This window comes from Allopontixanthobacter sp. (assembly GCF_034376665.1).
In the GTDB taxonomy this organism is placed as follows: domain Bacteria; phylum Pseudomonadota; class Alphaproteobacteria; order Sphingomonadales; family Sphingomonadaceae; genus Allopontixanthobacter.
This window is the reverse complement of the sequence record NZ_JAXMJI010000083.1, coordinates 17,969-37,834: the sequence shown is the minus strand read 5'-3', so window position 1 is coordinate 37,834 and position 19,866 is coordinate 17,969. Positions and strand designations below refer to the sequence as shown.

22 protein-coding genes are annotated in these 19,866 nt (G+C 62.2%); 11 read left to right on the top strand and 11 right to left on the bottom strand.

The window, feature by feature from the left end; genetic code table 11:
* The 3 genes from U0988_RS09070 to rpsD all read left to right on the top strand — a co-directional run.
* Window positions 1-362 (top strand): ATP cone domain-containing protein (locus tag U0988_RS09070; RefSeq protein ID WP_322292300.1); only part of this gene is annotated, 362 nt, incomplete at its 5' end.
* A complete protein-coding gene (locus U0988_RS09065; RefSeq protein WP_322292299.1) occupies window positions 346-1,080 on the top strand; it encodes an RNA methyltransferase in 735 nt (244 codons plus the stop codon). The genes U0988_RS09070 and U0988_RS09065, both read left to right, overlap by 17 nt.
* 184 nt (window positions 1,081-1,264) lie before the next feature.
* The gene (gene rpsD, locus U0988_RS09060) at window positions 1,265-1,879 is read left to right on the top strand and encodes a 30S ribosomal protein S4 (RefSeq protein ID WP_160755301.1); all 615 of its coding nucleotides are present in this window, start codon (window positions 1,265-1,267) and stop codon (window positions 1,877-1,879) included.
* Between the two features lie 69 nt (window positions 1,880-1,948).
* Here rpsD and U0988_RS09055 read toward each other — a convergent pair whose 3' ends face one another.
* Together U0988_RS09055 and tgt are read right to left on the bottom strand one after the other, a co-directional pair.
* Window positions 1,949-2,260: a chorismate mutase gene (locus U0988_RS09055; protein WP_322292298.1), complete on the bottom strand. Its 312-nt coding sequence runs from the start codon at window positions 2,258-2,260 to the stop codon at window positions 1,949-1,951.
* Window positions 2,261-2,336: 76 nt separating this feature from the next.
* Window positions 2,337-3,491 (bottom strand): tRNA guanosine(34) transglycosylase Tgt, encoded by a 1,155-nt coding sequence (gene tgt, locus U0988_RS09050; RefSeq protein ID WP_322292297.1) that lies wholly within the window; start codon window positions 3,489-3,491, stop codon window positions 2,337-2,339.
* An 87-nt stretch (window positions 3,492-3,578) separates the two neighbouring features.
* Here tgt and U0988_RS09045 point away from each other — a divergent pair, with 87 nt between their 5' ends.
* Window positions 3,579-4,346, top strand: a complete 768-nt coding sequence (locus U0988_RS09045; RefSeq protein WP_322292296.1) for a TSUP family transporter — start codon at window positions 3,579-3,581, stop codon at window positions 4,344-4,346.
* Here the strand turns inward: U0988_RS09045 and U0988_RS09040 are convergent.
* The 7 genes from U0988_RS09040 to U0988_RS09010 all read right to left on the bottom strand — a co-directional run bounded on the left by U0988_RS09040 (window position 4,336) and on the right by U0988_RS09010 (window position 9,597).
* Window positions 4,336-5,106, bottom strand: a complete 771-nt coding sequence (locus U0988_RS09040) for an ABC transporter permease (RefSeq protein WP_322292295.1) — start codon at window positions 5,104-5,106, stop codon at window positions 4,336-4,338. The two genes, U0988_RS09045 and U0988_RS09040, sit on opposite strands and share 11 nt — an antisense overlap.
* The gene (locus U0988_RS09035) at window positions 5,103-6,038 is read right to left on the bottom strand and encodes an ABC transporter ATP-binding protein (RefSeq protein ID WP_322292294.1); all 936 of its coding nucleotides are present in this window, start codon (window positions 6,036-6,038) and stop codon (window positions 5,103-5,105) included. The genes U0988_RS09040 and U0988_RS09035 overlap by 4 nt, the downstream gene beginning before the upstream one ends.
* 42 nt (window positions 6,039-6,080) lie before the next feature.
* Window positions 6,081-7,109, bottom strand: coding sequence for a tRNA preQ1(34) S-adenosylmethionine ribosyltransferase-isomerase QueA (gene queA, locus U0988_RS09030; protein ID WP_322292293.1), 1,029 nt, complete (start codon window positions 7,107-7,109; stop codon window positions 6,081-6,083).
* A 10-nt stretch (window positions 7,110-7,119) separates the two neighbouring features.
* Window positions 7,120-7,836, bottom strand: coding sequence for a peptidylprolyl isomerase (locus U0988_RS09025; RefSeq protein WP_322292301.1), 717 nt, complete (start codon window positions 7,834-7,836; stop codon window positions 7,120-7,122).
* Window positions 7,837-7,920: 84 nt separating this feature from the next.
* Window positions 7,921-8,436 carry a pantetheine-phosphate adenylyltransferase gene (gene coaD / locus U0988_RS09020; protein ID WP_322292292.1) on the bottom strand — a complete coding sequence of 172 codons (516 nt, stop codon included), beginning with the start codon at window positions 8,434-8,436 and terminating at the stop codon, window positions 7,921-7,923.
* The gene (locus tag U0988_RS09015) at window positions 8,436-9,332 is read right to left on the bottom strand and encodes a farnesyl diphosphate synthase (protein WP_322292291.1); all 897 of its coding nucleotides are present in this window, start codon (window positions 9,330-9,332) and stop codon (window positions 8,436-8,438) included. The genes coaD and U0988_RS09015 overlap by 1 nt, the downstream gene beginning before the upstream one ends.
* 13 nt (window positions 9,333-9,345) lie before the next feature.
* The gene (locus U0988_RS09010) at window positions 9,346-9,597 is read right to left on the bottom strand and encodes an exodeoxyribonuclease VII small subunit (RefSeq protein WP_322292290.1); all 252 of its coding nucleotides are present in this window, start codon (window positions 9,595-9,597) and stop codon (window positions 9,346-9,348) included.
* 74 nt (window positions 9,598-9,671) lie between these two features.
* Here U0988_RS09010 and U0988_RS09005 point away from each other — a divergent pair, with 74 nt between their 5' ends.
* The 3 genes from U0988_RS09005 to purL are packed head-to-tail and all read left to right on the top strand — an operon-like array spanning window position 9,672 to window position 13,031.
* A complete protein-coding gene (locus U0988_RS09005) occupies window positions 9,672-10,067 on the top strand; it encodes a DUF2177 family protein (protein ID WP_322292289.1) in 396 nt (131 codons plus the stop codon).
* Between the two features lie 4 nt (window positions 10,068-10,071).
* A complete protein-coding gene (locus U0988_RS09000) occupies window positions 10,072-10,728 on the top strand; it encodes a hypothetical protein (RefSeq protein ID WP_322292288.1) in 657 nt (218 codons plus the stop codon).
* A 32-nt stretch (window positions 10,729-10,760) separates the two neighbouring features.
* Window positions 10,761-13,031, top strand: a complete 2,271-nt coding sequence (gene purL, locus U0988_RS08995; protein WP_322292287.1) for a phosphoribosylformylglycinamidine synthase subunit PurL — start codon at window positions 10,761-10,763, stop codon at window positions 13,029-13,031.
* Between the two features lie 331 nt (window positions 13,032-13,362).
* Here purL and U0988_RS08990 read toward each other — a convergent pair whose 3' ends face one another.
* Together U0988_RS08990 and serB are read right to left on the bottom strand one after the other, a co-directional pair.
* Window positions 13,363-14,202 carry a Coq4 family protein gene (locus U0988_RS08990; protein WP_322292286.1) on the bottom strand — a complete coding sequence of 280 codons (840 nt, stop codon included), beginning with the start codon at window positions 14,200-14,202 and terminating at the stop codon, window positions 13,363-13,365.
* Window positions 14,203-14,277: 75 nt separating this feature from the next.
* Window positions 14,278-15,162 (bottom strand): phosphoserine phosphatase SerB, encoded by an 885-nt coding sequence (gene serB, locus U0988_RS08985; protein ID WP_322292285.1) that lies wholly within the window; start codon window positions 15,160-15,162, stop codon window positions 14,278-14,280.
* Here serB and miaA point away from each other — a divergent pair.
* From miaA to ilvC, 4 genes are all read left to right on the top strand, one after another.
* On the top strand, window positions 15,155-16,126 hold the full coding sequence (gene miaA / locus U0988_RS08980) for a tRNA (adenosine(37)-N6)-dimethylallyltransferase MiaA (protein WP_322292284.1): 972 nt from the start codon (window positions 15,155-15,157) through the stop codon (window positions 16,124-16,126). The two genes, serB and miaA, sit on opposite strands and share 8 nt — an antisense overlap.
* Before the next feature lie 104 nt (window positions 16,127-16,230).
* A complete protein-coding gene (gene ilvB, locus U0988_RS08975) occupies window positions 16,231-18,006 on the top strand; it encodes a biosynthetic-type acetolactate synthase large subunit (protein WP_322292283.1) in 1,776 nt (591 codons plus the stop codon).
* Between the two features lie 165 nt (window positions 18,007-18,171).
* Entirely contained in the window at window positions 18,172-18,687 is a 516-nt protein-coding gene (gene ilvN / locus U0988_RS08970; protein WP_322292282.1) for an acetolactate synthase small subunit, read from the top strand.
* 101 nt (window positions 18,688-18,788) lie between these two features.
* The gene (gene ilvC / locus U0988_RS08965; RefSeq protein WP_322292281.1) at window positions 18,789-19,823 is read left to right on the top strand and encodes a ketol-acid reductoisomerase; all 1,035 of its coding nucleotides are present in this window, start codon (window positions 18,789-18,791) and stop codon (window positions 19,821-19,823) included.
* Window positions 19,824-19,866: the final 43 nt, after the last annotated feature.

Below are 19,866 nucleotides of genomic sequence, written 5' to 3'. Positions count from 1 at the left end.
GCGTGCAATTGCGCGAAGTGACCGTGGTGAAGAGCGGAGCCAATGGGCAGGAAGGGCGTCGGCAGGCGTTCGATCGCGGCAAGCTGGAACAATCCGTCACTCTCGCTTGCCGCAAGCGCGGCGTATCGCAGGAACGGATCGACCAGCTGGTATCGGGCATCCAGCGGCAGGTGGAAACTGCGGGCGAAAGCGAGGTCGCTTCCTCCCGCATCGGCGAATTGGTGATGGACGGCCTGCGCCAGATCGACAGCGTCGCCTATATCCGCTTCGCCTCCGTGTACCGCGACTTCAGCGAAGCCCGGGATTTCGAGGAATTTGCCAGCGCGGTGCAGGATGTCGGTGCCGATGCCAGCGAACACTGAAAGCGCGCATAGGCCTCCCGTCATTGTTCTCGTCCGCCCGCAGCTCGGCGAGAATATCGGCAAGGCAGCACGGGCCATGCTCAATTTCGGGCTGACCGAACTCAGACTGGTAGCCCCGCGCGATGGCTGGCCCAATCCCGATGCGGGGCCTTCCGCCGCGGGCGCGGATATCGTGATCGAACAGGCGCAGGTTTTCGCGACCACGGCGGAGGCCGTAGCGGACTGCTCGCATGTCTATGCCACCACGGTTCGCCGACGGAACGACACCAAACCCGTCGTCTCGCCGGAAGAAGCGGCGGCGGAAATCCATGCCGCGGCAGGGCGCAGCGCGCTGCTGTTCGGTGCGGAGAGGTCCGGTCTCGACATTCAGGATGTATCGCTCGCCCGCAAGATCCTGACCGTGCCGATCAACCCCGAATTTTCATCGCTCAATCTGGCACAGGCGGTGATTCTGTGTGCCTACGAATGGTCGAAATTCGAGACGCTGGAACAGCCGACCGTGACCGACCAACTGCCCCCCGCCCCGCAGGAGGATCTGGAAGGGTTGATTGCCCATTTCGAACAGATGCTGGAACCGAAGGACTATTTCTTCCCGGAAAGCCGGGCGGAAATGACCCGCCGCAACCTGCGCAACGTGCTTACGGGCGCTGGCTGGAACCATCTCGAGGTCAGAACCATGCGCGGCGTGCTCACCACCCTCGCCCGCAGACCGCGGTAATCCGGCCTCACAAGCCTTGACCTGACCTCCATTCCTGTTAATGGCCGCGCTTCGTAAATTGGCTCCGCACCCCGGTGAAGCGGCGGCCGCACCAGACATAATCGGTCTGATGGTGCGAAACCGGGTTCAAGCGTCGGCTACTCGAACGGTTCGGGTGGCGGCGATAGCAAATTGGATATGAATCATGTCGAAGCGTAAGGCATCGAAGTATAAACTTGACCGCCGGATGGGTGAAAACATCTGGGGTCGCCCCAATTCCCCGGTCAACAAGCGTTCCTACGGCCCCGGCCAGCATGGCCAGCGCCGCAAGAGCAAAGTCTCCGACTTCGGCCTGCAGCTGCGTGCCAAGCAGAAGCTGAAGGGCTATTACGGCGACGTGACCGAAAAGCAGTTCCGCAGCACCTACAAGGAAGCGGCACGGATCAAGGGTGATACCGGCCAGAACCTGATCGGACTGCTCGAACGCCGCCTCGACATGATCGTTTACCGCGCCAAATTCGCGCCGACGATTTTCGCCGCGCGGCAGATCGTCAGCCATGGCCACATCCGCGTCAACGGCGTGAAGTGCAACGTTGCCTCGCGCCGCTGCGATCTCGGCGATGTCATCAGCCTGGGCGACAAGGCCAAGGAAATGGCCCTAGTGATCGAAGCGCAGAGCCTGCCCGAACGCGATATTCCCGATTACGTCGCAGTGGACGGCAACGACAAGGTGACCTTCACCCGCATTCCGAAGCTGGACGAAGTTCCCTATCCGGTGACGATGGAACCGAACCTGGTCGTCGAATTCTATTCGCGCTGATCGGTTTCGGAATTACACAAATGGGGCGGCCTCGCGGGGCCGCCCTTTTTGTTTGGCGTTGGAAAGCGATTATCGGTCGATTTCGTCCCACCGCGCAAATTCGTAGGCGATCGAGCCTTCGACCAGCACTTCCCACATCTGACCGATCACTGTCTCCGGCAATCCGCGCTCCCGGGCGTCGGCCATTGCGGCGGAGATGACCTGAGCCTTGCGCGGTTCGTCACGAACCGCTGCGCGATCCGGCTTGATCCGCGCGGCGGCATCCATATAGCCGAACCGCCGGGCGAGCAGTGCCATCAACTCGCGGTCCACTTGATCAACGCCGGCGCGCACCTGCGCCATGTCGGAGCAATCGCAAGGGTCGGGTATCGGGTCGTTCATCCCCGCCCTGTGCCGACTGCCAACCTGTTTGTCGATAGGGCCTGATTAGCTTTCAAAGTTACAAGCCGAACAGCTATCAGACCGGCTCTTTTCGCCCAGCGCCATAAGTCGCCCGGAAACTGGCGGCGAAAGCGGCGAAACGCCCCTCCGCAATGGCATTGCGCATCGCCTGCATCAGCTGCTGGTAAAAGGCAATATTGTGCTCCGTCATCAGCATTGCGCCGAGGATTTCGCCCGATTTCACCAGATGGTGCAGATAGGCGCGAGTGTAGGTGCCGCAGGTGGCGCAGGTACAGCGATCATCCAGTGGGCCGGTATCTTCCGCAAAGCGGGCATTGCGCAGATTGATCGGCCCGTTCCAGGTGAATGCCTGGCCGTTGCGACCGGAGCGGCTTGGCAGCACGCAGTCGAACATATCGACGCCGCGCTCCACAGCGCCGACCAGATCATCGGGCTTGCCCACACCCATGAGATAACGCGGGCGGTCGGCAGGTAGCTGTTCGGGGGCGAAGTCGAGAGCGGCGAACATCGCTTCCTGCCCTTCCCCCACGGCGAGGCCGCCGATCGCGTAACCGTCGAAGCCGATTGCGGTCAGGGCATCGGCAGAGCGGCGGCGCAATTCTTCGTCGAGCGCGCCCTGCTGGATGCCGAACAGAGCGGCACCGGCGGCATGATCCCCACCCGCATCGAAGGCATCGCGGCTGCGCTGCGCCCATCGCATCGACATTTCCATGCTCGCTTCGATCACTTCGCGGGGCTGGTCCGCGCGCGGGCATTCGTCGAACGCCATGACGATGTCGGACCCGAGCAGACGCTGGATTTCCATCGAGCGTTCGGGGGTAAGCATATGTTTCGACCCGTCGAGATGGCTGCGGAATTCCACCCCTTCCTCGGTCAGCTTGCGCAGGTCGGACAGGCTCATCACCTGATAGCCCCCGCTGTCGGTCAGGATCGGCCGCTGCCAGTTCATGAATCTGTGCAGCCCGCCCAGCCGTGCAACCCGCTCTGCACCGGGGCGCAGCATCAGATGATAGGTGTTGCCGAGGATGATATCGGCGCCGGTCGCGCGCACGGTTTCCGGCTTCATCGCCTTCACCGTTGCAGCGGTTCCCACGGGCATGAAGGCAGGCGTGCGAATGTCGCCGCGGCGCATGGCGATGGTGCCGGTGCGCGCCTTGCCGTCGGTGGCGGCGATGGTGAACTGGAACCTGGGGCGGAGAGTTTCGGTCATGGGCTTGCGGCCCTTAGCGGCAGCGGCCACAGGGGGCAAATGCCATGAGCGGCGCCATGATGGGCAATCACGTAAAGGGGTCCAGATTTGGAAGGTTTCGAAGTCGCCGCGTGGCTCTTCCCGGTCATGTTCGCGGTCGCAATGTTCACCGGCTTCGTCGATTCCATCGCGGGCGGCGGCGGACTGGTGATGATGCCGGCGCTGCTTGCCACCGGAATGCCGCCACATCTGGCGCTGGGCACCAACAAGCTGCAATCGGTGTTCGGCACCAGCATGGCCTGCCGCAATTACTGGAAGGGCGGTCTGGTGCAGGTGCGGGAGAATTTGCCGCTGGTCGCCCTCGCCTTTGCCGGTGCGGCGGGCGGATCGCTGCTGGTGCAGCAGATTTCGCCCGGCGTACTGACCTATATCGTCCCTGTCTTCCTGCTGCTGCTGGCCGGTTACGTGATCTTTAGCCCTTCCATGACCGATGTCGACGCGCAGGAACGTCTGACCCGGAGGGGATACGCCCCGGTGGCGGGCGGTATCGGCCTGTATGACGGTTTCTTCGGCCCGGGCACCGGACAATTCTTCACCGCCAGCCTGGTCGGCCTGCGCGGCCACGGGCTGACCCGCGCGACGGCGAACACCAAGCTGTTCAACGCGGCGACCAATTGGGCGGCGGTGATTGTCTTTGCCCTCGGCGGCAAGATCATCTGGTTGCTAGGGTTGACGATGGCGGCGGGGGCAATGCTTGGCGGCTATCTCGGCTCGCACTTCGCCATGCGGCACGGCGCGCGAGTAATCCGGCCGCTGATGATCATCGCCTCGCTTGGGCTGACCGGGCGGCTGATCTGGGGCTGGTTCACGTCCTGAGTCGCCATCCGGTTTTGAAGATGAACGCGATCACCGCGACACAGGCTGTCAGGAAACCGATGGTGATCCCGAACGACAGCCAGATATTGACGTCCGATGTGCCGTAGAAGGTCCAGCGCAGCCCGTTCACCAGATAGACGATCGGATTGACCAGCGCGATGCTGCGCCAGGGATCGGGCAGCATGTCGATCGAATAGAACGTGCCGCCCAGGAACGTCAGCGGCATCAGGAACAGCAGCGGTACAATGCTGAGCTTTTCGAAATTGTCCGCCCAGATGCCGAGAATGAATCCGAACAGCGAAAATGACGAAGCGACCAGCATGATATAGCCCACCGCAAGGATCGGATGTTCGATCCGGTAATCGACGAATAATGTCGCGGTAAGCAGGATGATCGAGGCCAGGATCAACGATTTGGTGACCGCCGCCCCGACGAAACCAGCGAGCGTTTCGGCAACCCCGACCGGGGCGGACAGCAATTCGTAGATGGTGCCGGTGAACCGGGGCATATAGATCCCGAAGCTGGCGTTGCTGGTGCTTTCACTGAGCAGGGTCAGCAGCAGCAGGCCCGGCACGATGAACGCACCGTAATTGACCCCGCCAACCGATTCCATACGCCCGCCGATCGCCGCGCCAAACACGATGAAATAGAGCGAGGTGGTGAGCACCGGTGCGAGCAGGGACTGCATCGCGGTGCGCATCGCGCGCATCACTTCGCGAACGTAGATTGCCCAGGCCGCGCGCAGGTTGAAGCCGATCATGCGCGGTCCTCCACCAGGCCGACGAAGATATCCTCGAGCGAGGAATCGCGGATCTCGATACCGACATAATCGATATCGGCGCCGGTGAGCGCCTTGGTCAATTCGGCAACTTCCTTCTTGCCCAGCCCGGTCCCGTCCCCGCCGCGGTAACGCAGATCGAGGCCGGTGCTGTCGAGATGCACCGGAAAACGCGCAATCGCAGGCGGCAGGGCAGCCAGCGGCCGGGCCAGCGTGATGTGCGCTTCCGTCCGCCCGAGCCGCGCCATCATCGCCATCTTGTCGTCCACCATAAGCAACCGGCCGCCACGGATGATGCCAACGCGGTCGGCCATTTCTTCGGCTTCTTCGATATAATGCGTGGTCAGGATCACGGTCACGCCCTGATCGCGCAAGCGGCCGATCAGCCGCCACATATCGCGGCGAAGCTCCACGTCGACCCCGGCGGTGGGCTCGTCGAGGAACAGGAGTTCCGGATCATGCGCCAGCGCCTTGGCAATCAGGACCCGGCGTTTCATCCCGCCGGACAATCTGCGGATCTGCTCGTCGCGCTTGTCCCACAGGCTCAGGGACTTGAGGATCTCCTCGATCCGGGCGGGATCCGATGAACGCCCGAACAGGCCGCGGGAGAAACTGACGGCGCGCCGGACGGCTTCGAACATGTCGGTCGATAGCTCTTGCGGCACCAGCCCGATCCGCGCCCTGGCGGATCGCCAGTTATGCGACAGATCATCGCCAAATGCGCGGATGGTGCCGGAGGTCGGACGGACAAGCCCGCACACCGCACCGATCAGTGTGGTCTTGCCCGCGCCATTGGGGCCCAGCAGCGCGAAAATCTCGCCCTTAGCAATTTTCAGGTCGACTGCATCCAGCGCCTTGAAGCCGCCGGCAAAGACCTTGGTCAGATTTTCGATTTCGAGGATGGGTTCGCTCACCGCTCAATTAGTGGCGATGCGAGCTGGAAATGCAAGCTCTGCCTATGGGATGAGCAGGCTGGAATCGCCGTAACTGTAGAACCGGTATTCGGTTTCGACCGCATGAGCATAGATTTCCTGCATCCGGTCCAGCCCCATGAGGGCGCTGACCAGCATGAACAGGGTCGATTTGGGCAGGTGGAAATTGGTCATCAACCCGTCCACTGCACGGAACCGGTAACCCGGCGTGATGAAGATCGACGTATCGCCCGCGAAAGGATGGATAATGGTGTCTTCGCCAGCCGCACTTTCGAGCAGACGCAGGCTGGTGGTGCCCACCGCGATCACCCGGTGTCCCGCAGCACGGGCGGCATTCAGCCGGTCCGCAGTCGCGGCGCCGATGCGGCCCCATTCGGCGTGCATCGCATGGTCCGCAGTGTCATCGGCTTTCACGGGCAGGAAAGTTCCCGCGCCGACATGCAGCGTCAGCATTTCCCGCACGACACCGGCCTCATCAAGGGCAGCGAGCAGTTCGGGGGTGAAATGCAGCGCAGCGGTGGGCGCGGCAACGGCGCCGTCCTCCCGCGCGAAAATCGTCTGGTAGTCGGACTTGTCGCGCTCGTCGGTCGGGCGTTTGCCGGCAATATAGGGCGGCAAGGGCATCCGGCCCGCGCGTTCGAGCAGGGTTTCTACCGGTTCATCGCCTTCGAAGGCGATTGTGAAGCTGCCATCTGCATGGCGTTGTTCGGCGATCGCGGCAACATCGCTGGCGAACTCGATGCGGTCCCCCTCGCGCAGACGCTTTGCGTTGCGAATGAAGGCCAGCAAGCGGCGCACGTCGAGCCGCTCGTGCACGGTCGCGCCGATCTTAGCAACGCCGCGGATACCCTCGAGTTGGGCCGGAATCACGCGGGTGTCGTTGAAAACCAGCACATCGCCGGGGTTCAGCAAAGCCGGAAGATCGCTGACGATCCGGTCGGAAATTCCGCTGCTTCCCTGCGCGACAAGCATCCGCGCGGAATGGCGCGGCGATGCCGGACGCAGGGCTATCCGTTCTGGCGGAAGCGCGAAATCGAACAGGTCAACGCGCATTGCGCGCCGGTCAGTCTTGCGGCGCGGAGAGCATGTCGGCGGTGATCGTAGCCGCAGGAGCCGGGAGCGCGGGCACCGGGGGAGCCTTGCCGTCCGCAGCAATCGAGGCCTGCAGAATGCGGGTCGGATTGGCGGGCGGTTCGCCGCGGGCAATCTTGTCCACCGCATCCATGCCCGAAATTACCCGGCCGAAATTGGTATAGCGCTTGTCGAGCGAGAAACGCGGGTAGAAAGTGATGAAGAACTGGCTGTTGGCGCTGTCCTCTGTCTGCGCGCGGGCCATCGAAACCGTGCCGCGCAGATGGGGCATCCGGTTGAATTCTTCCTTCAGGTCGGGAAGCTCCGATCCGCCCTGCCCGGTCCCGGTCGGGTCACCGGTCTGCGCCATGAAGCCGTCGATCACGCGGTGGAAGATCACGCCGTCATAGAAACCCTGGCGAGCAAGTGTTTTCACGCGCTCCACATGGTTCGGGGTCCATTGCGGCATCAGGCGGATCATGACCCGTTCGCCATTCGACAGATCCAGCACAAGAATGTTTTCCAGATCCTGCGTCACGTCGTAATTGATTGGCAGGTACACTTCCGGCACGGCTTCGGCGGCTTCGGCGGCTTCCGCCTGCTCAGTTGATTGGGCGGGTGCCTCCTCACCAGCATCCTGTGCGGAAACGGAGAAAGGAACAAATGCCATTGCGGCAAGCGCGCCGGCGGCGATCAGGCGTTCAAACATCATAATCCTGTCAATCTGGGGCGTAATCCGGTGCCCGATGAGCGGGTCCATCTAGCGGGCATCGGCTGTCGGTTCAATGAATGATCAATAATCGCCCAATTGGCCCAATCCTTCGACCCGCCGCGCAACGTCTTCCCGCACTTTCGGACTGACAAAAGGCGCGATGTCGCCGCCGAACAGGGCGATTTCCTTCACCAGCTTGGAGGCAATCGGCTGCAGCGAGACATCCGCCATCAGAAACACCGTCTCGATATCGTCGTCGAGTTGCTGGTTCATGCCCGCCATCTGGTATTCATACTCGAAATCGGCCACGGCGCGCAGTCCGCGGACGATCACCGTCGCATTCTGCTTGCGCGCGAATTTCATCAGCAAGGCGTTGAAGCCGACTACCTCGACATTGTCGATGCCCAAGTCCGACACCTCGCGCGCGACCATCGCCATGCGTTCCTCGGGGGAAAACATTGGGTTCTTGGACGGATTGGTGGTCACCCCGATAATCAGCCGGTCGACCAGCTTCGCGCCGCGGCGGATGATATCCGCATGACCCAAAGTGATCGGGTCGAATGTCCCGGGATAGATGCCAATTCGTTCCGCAGCCATTACCGGTCCCTTTCCACGATGTAGCGGGCCAGCGCAGCCAGCAGCGCTGCATCCTTGCCATGGCTGGCCAGGTGCCCGACCGCCTGTTCAACCAGAGCATGGGCCTGGTCGCGCGCGCCTTCCACCCCCATCAGGGTGACGAAAGTCTGCTTGCCCTGCCCGTCATCCTTGCGCAGCGCCTTGCCTGCCTTGGTTTCGTCGCCTTCCTGGTCGAGGAGGTCGTCGGCAATCTGGAACGCGAGGCCGATATCGCGGGCATAGGCACGCAGATGCGCCCGCCCTTCGATCGTGACCTTGCCCAGGACCGCGCCCATTTCGACCGAGGCGGCGAGCAAAGCGCCGGTTTTGAGTTGCTGCAGCCGGGTGATGGCGCGCAGATCGTATTGTTGGTGGTCGGCGGCCATATCCATCATCTGCCCGCCTGCCATGCCGTTCATTCCGCTCGCTGCTGCCAGCGTGGCGATCAGTTCGGACCGGGTAAAGGGATCGGTGCTGGTGGCGTGATCGGACAGGATTTCGAACGCCAGCGCGTGCAGCGAATCGCCAGCCAGCACCGCTGTCGCTTCGTCGAATTGCTTGTGCAGAGTGGGCTTGCCGTGGCGCAAATCGTCATTGTCCATGCAAGGCAGATCATCATGGATCAGCGAATAGACATGGATCGCCTCGACCGCGCAGCCGGCCCTGACCGCGGCATGGCGGTCCACCCCGAACAGCCCCGCAGTCGCGGCCAGCAGCAGCGGGCGGACTCGCTTGCCGCCCGGGATCGCGGCATAACGCATGGCCTCTACCAATCCTGCGCGCGTATCGTCCGGAACCGGCAACAAAGCGTCGAATGTCTCGTCCACTTCGGCCTGGATCCGGCTCAACCCTTCGGCGAGAATGTCTCCGCCTGTCATAACGAGGTTCACCTCAGGTGGCCGCGTCGAACGGTGCGGTGCCGCTGGGCTTGCCGTCGGCCCCCGCGACGATCTTTTCAATCCGTGCCTGCGCCGCATCGAGCCGCGCCTGGCAATGCTGGCGAAGTGCTTCCCCGCGCTCGTAGAGGCTGATCGATTCGTCGAGCGGCACCTCGCCGCTTTCCAGCCGGCGCACCACGTCTTCCAGCGCGCCGAGCGCGGCTTCGAAGGTCATTTCCGAAATATCGGGAGTATTGTCTGCCATGGCGATGGAGCATTGACCGCGCCCCGTGGCGAGGTCAAGTTGCGACAGCGCATTAGCGCTCGGGGGGAGCCAATATGAAGTGGATTATTGCCTATGCCGCAGCGGCCATTTCGTTCGGCGTGCTGGATGCCATCTGGCTGAGGTGGGCGGGGCCCAATTTCTACCGGCCCAACCTCGGCGAGCTGCTGGCGGAGAATTTCCGCTTGGCACCGGCGCTGGTGTTCTACGCTGCCTATATCGCGGGCATCATCTGGTTCGCGGTCCGGCCCGGACTGACCGGCGGTCCCGCGATTGCCGCGCTCAACGGGGCGCTGCTCGGCGCGCTGTGCTATGCGACCTATGATCTGACCAACCAGGCGACGATGAAAGTGTGGCCGGTGCAGATTACCCTTGTCGATATATTGTGGGGTGCTTTCGCCACCTGCGTCGCGGCCGCGATCGCGACTCTCGCCGTGCAAAAAGTCGCCTAGGCCGGTGTTCATCGGTCATTGGGCGCCCGCGTTTGCCGCCGCCGCCATTTCGCCAAAGGCACCGAAGCTCGGCACCCTGTTTGTCGCCGGACAGCTGGTCGATTGGGGATTCGCCATCCTGGCCTTGGTGGGCGTCGAGAAGCTTCGTATCGTCCCGGGCATAACCGCGATGAATTCAATGGATTTGTACCACATGCCCTATACCCACAGCCTGCTGGGGGCGGCAATCTGGGGGGCGGCCTTCGCACTGGTCGTTTTCGCATGGCAGAAGAATTTCACCGGAGCATTGATCGCGGGCGCGGTGGTAATCTCTCATTGGTTCCTCGATCTGCTGGTGCACCGCCCCGACTTGACACTGACGGGCGCACCGCCGCCGATCGGTCTCGGTTTGTGGAATTACCCACTGATCGAAATTCCCCTTGAGCTGGGCATCACCCTTGCCGCTTTCACCTGGTATGTCCGCAGGACACGAGGGCCGACCTTGCCTCCGTTCATCCTTCTGGGCGTGATGTTGACGGTGCAGTTCGCCAGCTGGTTCGGTCCGCAACCAGCAGAGGTTGGGCCGGCCGTGTTGCTGGCGGCAATGGCGACCTTGGGAGTGGTGACGTTTTTGGCCTACTGGGTGGGGACAACCCGCCGTCACCAGCGCCTGCGGGGCTAGCGGCAGTCGCTTGCCCCCGCTAAGGGCAGGCGATGTCGGAAATTACCCCTGAGATAGTCGAGGCTCACGGCCTCAATCTGGAAGAATACGACCGTGTGCTGGCGGCGATGGGGCGCGAGCCGAATCTGCTGGAACTGGGCATCTTCTCGGTCATGTGGTCGGAACATTGCAGCTATAAATCCTCGCGCTTCTACCTGAAGCAGCTGCCGACCGAAGCTCCGTGGGTGATCTGCGGCCCGGGCGAGAACGCCGGCGTGATCGATATTGGCGATAACCAGGCGGCCATCTTCAAGATGGAGAGCCACAATCACCCGTCCTACATCGAACCTTATCAAGGCGCGGCGACGGGCGTTGGCGGTATCCTGCGCGATGTGTTCACCATGGGCGCGCGGCCGATCGCCAATCTCAACGCGCTGCGGTTCGGGCGGCCCGAGCACCCCAAGATGCAACATCTGGTCAAGGGCGTGGTCGCGGGCATCGGCGGATACGGCAATTGCGTGGGCGTGCCGACCGTGGGTGGGGAGACCAATTTCGACCCGGCCTATGACGGCAATATTCTGGTCAACGCGATGACCGTGGGCGTCGCGGATCAGGACAAGATTTTCTACAGCGCGGCTACCGGCGTGGGCAATCCGATCGTCTATGTCGGCAGCAAGACCGGCCGCGACGGCATTCACGGCGCGACCATGGCCAGCGCCGATTTCAACGATGATTCCGATGCCAAGCGGCCCACGGTGCAGGTCGGCGATCCGTTCACCGAGAAACTGCTGATCGAGGCGTGTCTGGAACTGATGGCGACCGATGCCATCGTCGCGATCCAGGATATGGGCGCGGCGGGTCTGACATCGTCCAGCGTCGAAATGGCCACCAACGGAAAGGTCGGCATCCGGCTCGACATGAACAAGGTGCCCTGCCGTGAGGAAGGGATGACCCCTTACGAGATGATGCTGTCGGAATCCCAGGAACGGATGCTGATGGTGCTGAAGCCGGGCAAGGAAGCGATGGCTGAGGCGATTTTCCACAAATGGGAACTCGATTTCGCGGTGATCGGCGAAGTGACCGAGGGCGGCCACATGGTTCTCGAATTCGATGGCGAGGTGGTGTGCGACATCCCGCTCGGCCCGCTCGCCGAAGACGCACCGGAATATCAGCGGCCTTACGCCTCGAAAGAAGAATACAAGGCGTGGGCGCAGGTCAAACCGCTCGGCGAAATTCCCGAAAGCACCGATATCGGCGCGGATCTGCTCAAGCTGATGGCCAGCCCCGCGCTCGCCAGCAGGCGGTGGATTGCGGAGCAGTACGACAGCCAGGTCGGCGCGGACACGCTGCAGACCGGCGGCGATGCGGCGGTGGTGCGGGTTCACGGCACACGAAAAGCGCTGGCGATGACCACTGATTGCACGCCGCGCTATTGCTATGCCGACCCCTACGAAGGCGGAAAGCAGGCGGTGGCCGAGGCGTATCGCAACCTTTGCGCAGTGGGCGCGCGTCCGCTGGCGATCACCAACTGCCTCAATTTCGCCAATCCCCAGCGCCCCGAGATCATGGCCCAATTCGTCGGCTGTCTCGAAGGCATGGGCGACGCCTGCCGCGCGCTCGATTTCCCGATCGTGAGCGGCAACGTCAGCCTGTATAACGAGAGCAAGGCGACCGGCGGCGGGAGTGCCATTCTTCCTACGCCCGCGATTGGCGGGGTCGGGATCATCGAGAATTATTCCGCGATGATGACGATGGGGTTCAAGGCTGAGGACCACGCAATCGTCGTGCTAGGCGGAAATGCTCTCAGGGATTTGGACAAAGACGAAAGTCTCGGAGAATTTGGCTCAATGATGGGACAATCTCTCTGGCTTCGAGAAATCGCGGGACACGTTGCTGGCACTCCACCAAGAGTAGATTTGGCCAAGGAGCGAAAAATCGGCGAGTTCATTCGATCGTTGATCGTTGCAGGCGAAGTATCAGCCGTTCACGATGTATCGGATGGCGGAGTGGCAGTCGCTCTCGCCGAGATGGCACTAAGCGGCGGGATTGGCGCATCCGTCTTAAGCATGGGTCACTTGGTGAAGGATGCTTTTGCAGAAGATCAGGGGCGATACATTCTTACCCTTCCTTGGAATGATCGCGATAAGTGGTCGGAGTTTGAAAGCCGAGCCAAGAATCTTGGTGTAAATGCTTCATGGATTGGAAGCACCGGCGGCCCCGTGATTTCATGGACGGACGGAGAGGATACTCCGGTAGGCGACGTCCCCCTAACCGATCTCCGCACCGCCCACGAAAGCTTCTTCCGGGACTGGATGGAGAACTGACACAAAACTTCGTCATTGCGAGGAGCGCAGCGACGCGGCAATCCATAGACTTACCTGAATCGAACAGCGCCGGGTCGGGCCATGGATTGCTTCGCTATGCTCGCAATGACGAAGCCAATAGGGCTTGCCATCCCGCGCTGGATGCTACCGTTCCGAAACACGCGGTAAACAAGAAACCGCTCAGCCATATCTGACTGCTACTCTTCAAACGAGGACGTCATCCCAGCGAAAGCTGGGATCGCTCAAAACCAGGTGCGTGCGTGAAACAAAGCGATCCCAGCTTTCGCTGGGATGACGATTGGATGGCTGACAATTTGGAGATGACGCCGCGTCAGGCCGCTTTCGCCTGCCCCAGCAAATCGTACGGGTCGATCGCCTCGTCCTGCCACACGCGGTGCGCGGCGGCGTAATGCACAGGCTGGCCGATGTTCATTTCGCGCCGCGCCTGTTCCAGCGGCATCGCAAGCAATTCACGGATCGGCATTTCGACCACGCGCGGGCAAGCTTTGCCGAGCCGTTTGGCCTCGGTCACGGCTTTGAACACCGGCGCGGTGGTTTTGACCTGCTTCTTGATATTGAGCCCGCCGGCATAGGCGATGAACAGATGCGCGAAGGACGGCTGCTGGCTGTAGGTAAACGCCAGAACGCATTGTTCGCCCAGCGCATCGCGCCCGTAACCGGTCAGGACATGGAGCATGTCGTGGACGTCTCGCTGGCGGTTTGAGAACCATTCGACCAGATCGTCGAACCGCGGGCGGTCACCGCGAAAACGGTCATGTTCCGCGACCAGTCCTGCAGCGGACAGCCCTTCCCGCTCCATGAAATCGACATAGGCGTGGGCAACGGTGCCATCGGGCAATCTGCGCAGCGCCGCGTGATCGTCAAGAATATCGGGCAGGTACGGTTCCGAAGCACGGATCGCCTGGCCCTTCTCGCTCAACGTGAATGCGCGGGCGCGGGGGAGGAAATTGCCCGAAGGAAAACATTCGAAGATGTGGAATACCTCCTCGGTATTCTCCTTGTTCTTCATCAACTCGTTCCAGTGCCCGATCGCCTTCAGTGGCCGGGTGCGCAGGGGCACGCGGCCGGGATGGAGGAAGATCGTCCCATCCCGCGCGACATCATTGCGCTGCGCGGAAGCGGCGGATTGCAGGGAAGTCGTTGCGTTCATTTCGGGCCCTTACTGACAGTGATGTCAATATAGCGTCACTTGATTAACGTTTCCAGACCAAACTCCGCCCACGAATTATCCGTTCACCCATTCGCTTTGCGGAATGCCCAGCAGGGATAGAATCGCGGTCAGGTCACCGCGATCGATCCAGCCATCGGACGCTGCCCGCGCCTTCGGCTTTGCGCGGTAGGCCAGCCCGTAACTCGCTGCCTGCAGCATTGGTATGTCATTCGCACCGTCACCCGTCGCAAGGCTGATGGCTGAGTCACCCAATTCGCCCATCTCGCCGCGCAGCACCGCTTCCTTCACCGAACTGTCCACAATCGCGCCGTCGAGCCCGCCGGTCAGATTACCATCTGCGACCCCAAGCCGGTTGCCGACCACCCGATCGAACCCGAGCATCTCGCCGACAGGATCGGCGAAATGGTGAAACCCTCCCGTGACAAGAACGGTGCGGCACCCCCGCGCCTTCAGGGTGGCGACGAGTGTCCGGGCACCGGGCACCGCCGTGATCCGGTCACCAAGACATTGCCGGATCGCGTCCTCGTCCAAACCGCCAAGCAGGCCGACACGTTCGTTGAGAGCCGAGACGAAATCCAGCTCGCCCCGCATCGCGCGCTCGGTGATATCGGAAACGCGGTCCTTCAAACCCGCAAAATCGGCGAGCTCGTCGATGCATTCCTGGCCGATCATGGTGGAATCCATGTCCGATACGAACAAATGCGGCACCTGGATTTCGGCTTGGGACACCAGCAGGTCGGACGGGGAGAAATGCTCGTCCAGAATCCGGCGCAGCGCCGCAGGGTCGCCTTCCGGCAGGGCAATCTCCATCACATCGCTGCAAAAATCCAGCATCCGCGCCATGGCCACACGCATATCGGCCGCCGCCAAAGCGTCCACAGCTGCATCGAGCCGTGTTTCCAGCGCGGCAGGGTCTGCTATCAGGCGGGCGATGAGCACCAGGGAATCTCCTTCGAATATAGCCGACGTGATCTCGTCAGAGCGTCCGCCGGTGGCGCTCATTGCAGGGCCGACCGCGAGCGGCAAGAGCGATCTGGCGGTCGAGCTTGCGCTGGCGCTCGGCAAACGGGGCCGCAAGGCAGCGGTGATCAACACCGACAGCGCGCAGGTTTATCGCGATTTGCAAGTGCTCAGCGCCCGCCCCTCCGAGGATGAAATGCGCGGCACCGACCACCGCCTGTTCGGCACGTGGGATGGCGCGCAGCCATGTTCCGCAGGGAACTGGGCGGAAGCGGCGAAGCGCGAAATAGCCGCACTGCACCGCGAAGGCGGGGTCCCGATACTGGTCGGCGGGACCGGTCTCTATCTGCGCACCTTGCTCGACGGAATTGCCCCGATTCCGGAGATCGACACGGAGATCCGGGCGGAAGTTCGCGCCCTGCCGCAATCCGAAGCGCGGCGTTTCCTGCTGGATGAGGACCCGTTTGCCGCGGGGAAACTTGCGCCGGCGGACAACAGCCGCACCGCCCGGGCGCTCGAAGTCGTCCGCTCGACCGGCAAGCCACTCCATCACTGGCAGCAGCGCCAGGTCGGTGGAATCGGCGATGCGATCGACCTTCATCCGCTCATCCTGTTGCCGGACCGATCCGTGCTGTACGACCGCTGCGACCGGCGTTTCACAGCGATGCTCGAAGCGGGCGCGGCGGCGGAAGTGGAGGCGCTGGTGGCGCGCAACCTTGATCCTGCCTTGCCGGTCATGCGGGCGATCGGGGTAAGGGAAATTGCCGCCTGGTTACGTAATGACGTCAGCGAAGAAGCGATGATTGCTGCCGGACAGCTTGCCACGCGGCAGTATTCCAAGCGGCAATATACGTGGTTCCGCAACCAGCCACCGGAAGATTGGCCACGCACAATGTTGGATAATGACTCAATTGACACACTATTCGCAAGATTATTACACTAGTTTAGGTTGACACGATACTTTTGTTTCCGTAGGTGCGCCCCCATGGTCCGGTCACTGCTCCCGTTTTCAGGGGTGCTTCCGGGCCACATTCGTTGGAGAAGATCATGTCCAGCCCAGCACCGGGCCAGAGTAGCAATAGCGAGCGCAGCGGCGCGGCGATCCTGATCGAGTGTCTCGTTCAGCAGGGTGTCGAATTCATCTTCGGCTATCCGGGCGGTGCGGTGCTGCCGATCTATGACGAATTGTTCGCCGATCAGCGCATCCGCCACATTCTGGTGCGGCACGAAGCCGGCGCGGCGCACGCGGCGGAAGGCTACGCCCGGTCCACCGGCAAGCCCGGCGTGGTGCTGGTCACCTCCGGCCCCGGTGCGACCAACGCGGTCACCGGCATTGCCGATGCCTTCATGGATTCGATCCCGCTGGTAATCATCACCGGACAGGTCCCCACCGCCCTGATCGGAACCGACGCATTTCAGGAAGCCGACACCATCGGCATCACCCGCCATTGCACGAAGCATAATTACCTCGTCAAAGACCCCGCCGACCTGGCCCCGACCATCGCCGAGGCGTTCCGCATCGCGACCACCGGTCGGCCCGGTCCGGTGCTGATCGACATTCCCAAGGACGTGCAGATCGCGCAGGCGGAATTCGGCGATAAGCCGGCAGCCACCCTCGCCTCCGCCCGCTATCAACCGCAGACGGTGGCCGAACCCGGCCTGATCGCCCAGGCCATCGAATTGATGAGCAAGGCCGAAGCGCCGGTTTTCTACACCGGTGGCGGGATCATCAATTCCGGGCCGCGCGCGAGTGCGTTGCTGCGCCAGTTGCAGGATTTGACCGGCGCCCCGGTAACCTCGACCTTGATGGGTCTCGGCGCGTTTCCGGCGGATCATCCCGATTGGCTGGGTATGCTCGGGATGCACGGGACTTTCGAGGCCAATATGGCGATGAACCGCTGCGATGTGATGATCTGCGTCGGCGCGCGGTTCGATGACCGGGTGACCGGACGGCTCGATGCGTTTTCGCCCGATTCCACCAAGATTCACATCGATATCGACCGCGCTTCGATCAACAAGATCATCCCGGTCGATCTCGGCATCGTGGGGGATTGCGCCACCGTGCTGGAACAGCTGATCTCCGCCTGGGGCAACCGCAAGGCTCGCGATCTTGGCGAGTGGAAAGCCCGCATCGCCGGATGGCGCGCGCGCGAAAGCCTCGCCTATCCTGAACGCAAGGACGCCATCATGCCGCAACTCGCGGTGGAGCGGCTGTTCGCCCTCACTCGGGAGCGGGAACCGATCATCACTACGGAGGTTGGCCAGCACCAGATGTGGGCGGCGCAATATTTCAGGTTCTTCGGGCCCAACAAATGGCTGACCAGCGGCGGCCTTGGCACGATGGGATACGGCCTGCCCGCGGCCATCGGTGCGCAATTGGGCAATCCCGATGCGCTGGTGATCGATATTGCCGGCGAAGCCTCGATCCAGATGAATATCCAGGAACTGGGCACGGCGAGCCAGTACCGCCTGCCGGTCAAGATATTCATCCTCAACAATGAATATATGGGCATGGTCCGTCAGTGGCAGGAACTGACTTATGAAAGCCGTTATTCCAACAGCTATTCGGACAGCCTGCCCGATTTCGTCCGGCTCGGCGAAGCCTATGGCTGGAAGGGCATCCGTATCACCGAACAGACCGGCCTCGACGCCGGGATCGAAGCGATGCTGGCGCATGACGGGCCGGTGATCGTCGATTGCCAGGTGTCGAAAGATGCCAATTGCTACCCGATGATTCCCAGCGGCTCGGCCCATACCGACATGCTGATGTACGGCGACAAGGCCAGCGGCACGATGGACGATGAAGCAAAGGCGTTGGTGTGATGACAGGTGCTTGCTTCAATTCCCCCTCCCCTTCAGGGGAGGGGATCAAGGGGTGGGGGCGAGCCGCCAGGCTCGTTGGGGCTGCAAGCCCCACCCTGCTGCGACCAGGCAGCAAGCTGCCAAGTCTCGCTATCCCTCCCCTCGAGGGGCGGGAGGAGTAAACTTATGAAGATCCAGCAGGCAGCAGCAGAGCGGCACGTTCTGACCGTGACCGTCGATAACGAGGCAGGCATCCTCGCGCGGATCGCCGGTATGTTCACCGCGCGCGGCTATAATATCGACAGCCTGACCGTGGCCGATATTTCGGAAAACCACGCCGTCAGCCGGATTACCATCGTGACCCAGGGCCCGCCTGAAGTGATCGACCAGATCCGTGCACAGCTGGAACGGTTGGTGTCGGTGCACAAGGTGGTCGACCTGACCGAAGCCGGCAAGCACGTCGAACGCGAACTTGCACTGATCAAGGTCGCTGGGACCGGCGAACACCGAGTCGAGGCACTGCGGCTGGCGGACGTGTTCCGCGCGCAGGTGGTCGACACCACGACCTCCAGCTTCATCTTCGAACTGACCGGCTCTCCGGACAAGATCGACAGCTTCATTGCCCTGATGCGCGAACTCGGCTTGGTCGAAGTCGGGCGGACCGGCGTTGCCGGGATGATGCGCGGGGCCGATGGGACCTGAGAGATTCGTTGCCCCTGCATCGACCGGGGCGTAATCCACAGGCCAGAGATAATTGAACCAGATCCCGGCCGTTGCCGGGAAGCCGTGAGAATGGGAATATAATGAAAGTTTTTTACGACGCCGATGCCGATCAGGACCTGATCAAGGGCAAGAAAATCGCCATCGTCGGGTATGGCAGCCAGGGCCACGCCCATGCACAGAACTTGCGCGACAGCGGTGTCGGCGACATCGCCATTGCCTTGCGTGAAGGATCGGCGACCGCGGCGAAGGCGGAGGCGGCGGGATTCAAGGTGATGTCCAACGCCGATGCGGCGAAATGGGCCGATGTGGTCATGGTGCTCGCGCCCGACGAGCACCAAGCGGCGATTTACGCCCACGATCTGGCGGCGAACATGAAATCCGGCGCGGCGCTGGCCTTCGCCCACGGGCTCAATGTGCATTTCGGCCTGATCGAGGCGCGCGCCGATCTCGACGTGTTCATGGTTGCCCCCAAGGGCCCCGGCCACACCGTGCGCAGCGAATATGTGAAGGGCGGCGGCGTGCCCTGCCTCGTCGCTGTGGCGCAGGAGGCCGAAGGCACCAGCGGCAACAATTACGCCCACGCCCTAGCCCTGTCCTACGCCTCTGCCGTGGGCGGCGGCCGCAGCGGGATCATCGAGACGACCTTCCGCGAGGAATGCGAAACCGATCTGTTCGGCGAGCAGGCTGTGCTGTGCGGCGGGATCACCCATCTGATCCAGGCCGGGTTCGAAACTCTGGTCGAAGCCGGATACGCGCCGGAAATGGCCTATTTCGAATGCCTCCACGAAACCAAGCTGATCGTCGATCTGCTGTATGAAGGCGGCATCGCCAACATGCGCTATTCGATCAGCAACACCGCCGAGTATGGCGACATCAAGACCGGGCCGCGGATCATCACCGCCGAAACCAAGGCGGAAATGAAGCGCGTGCTGCAGGACATCCAGGCCGGCAGGTTCGTTAAGGATTTCGTGCTCGACAACCGCGCTGGCCAACCCGAACTCAAGGCAAGCCGCAAGGCCGCTGCCGCGCATCAGATCGAGCAGGTTGGCGCGGAATTGCGGGCGATGATGCCATGGATCGCCAAGAACCAGCTGGTCGACAAGGCCAAGAATTAGTCTGGCCGGATAATTGTCATAATACTGACATCGGGGGAGCGGA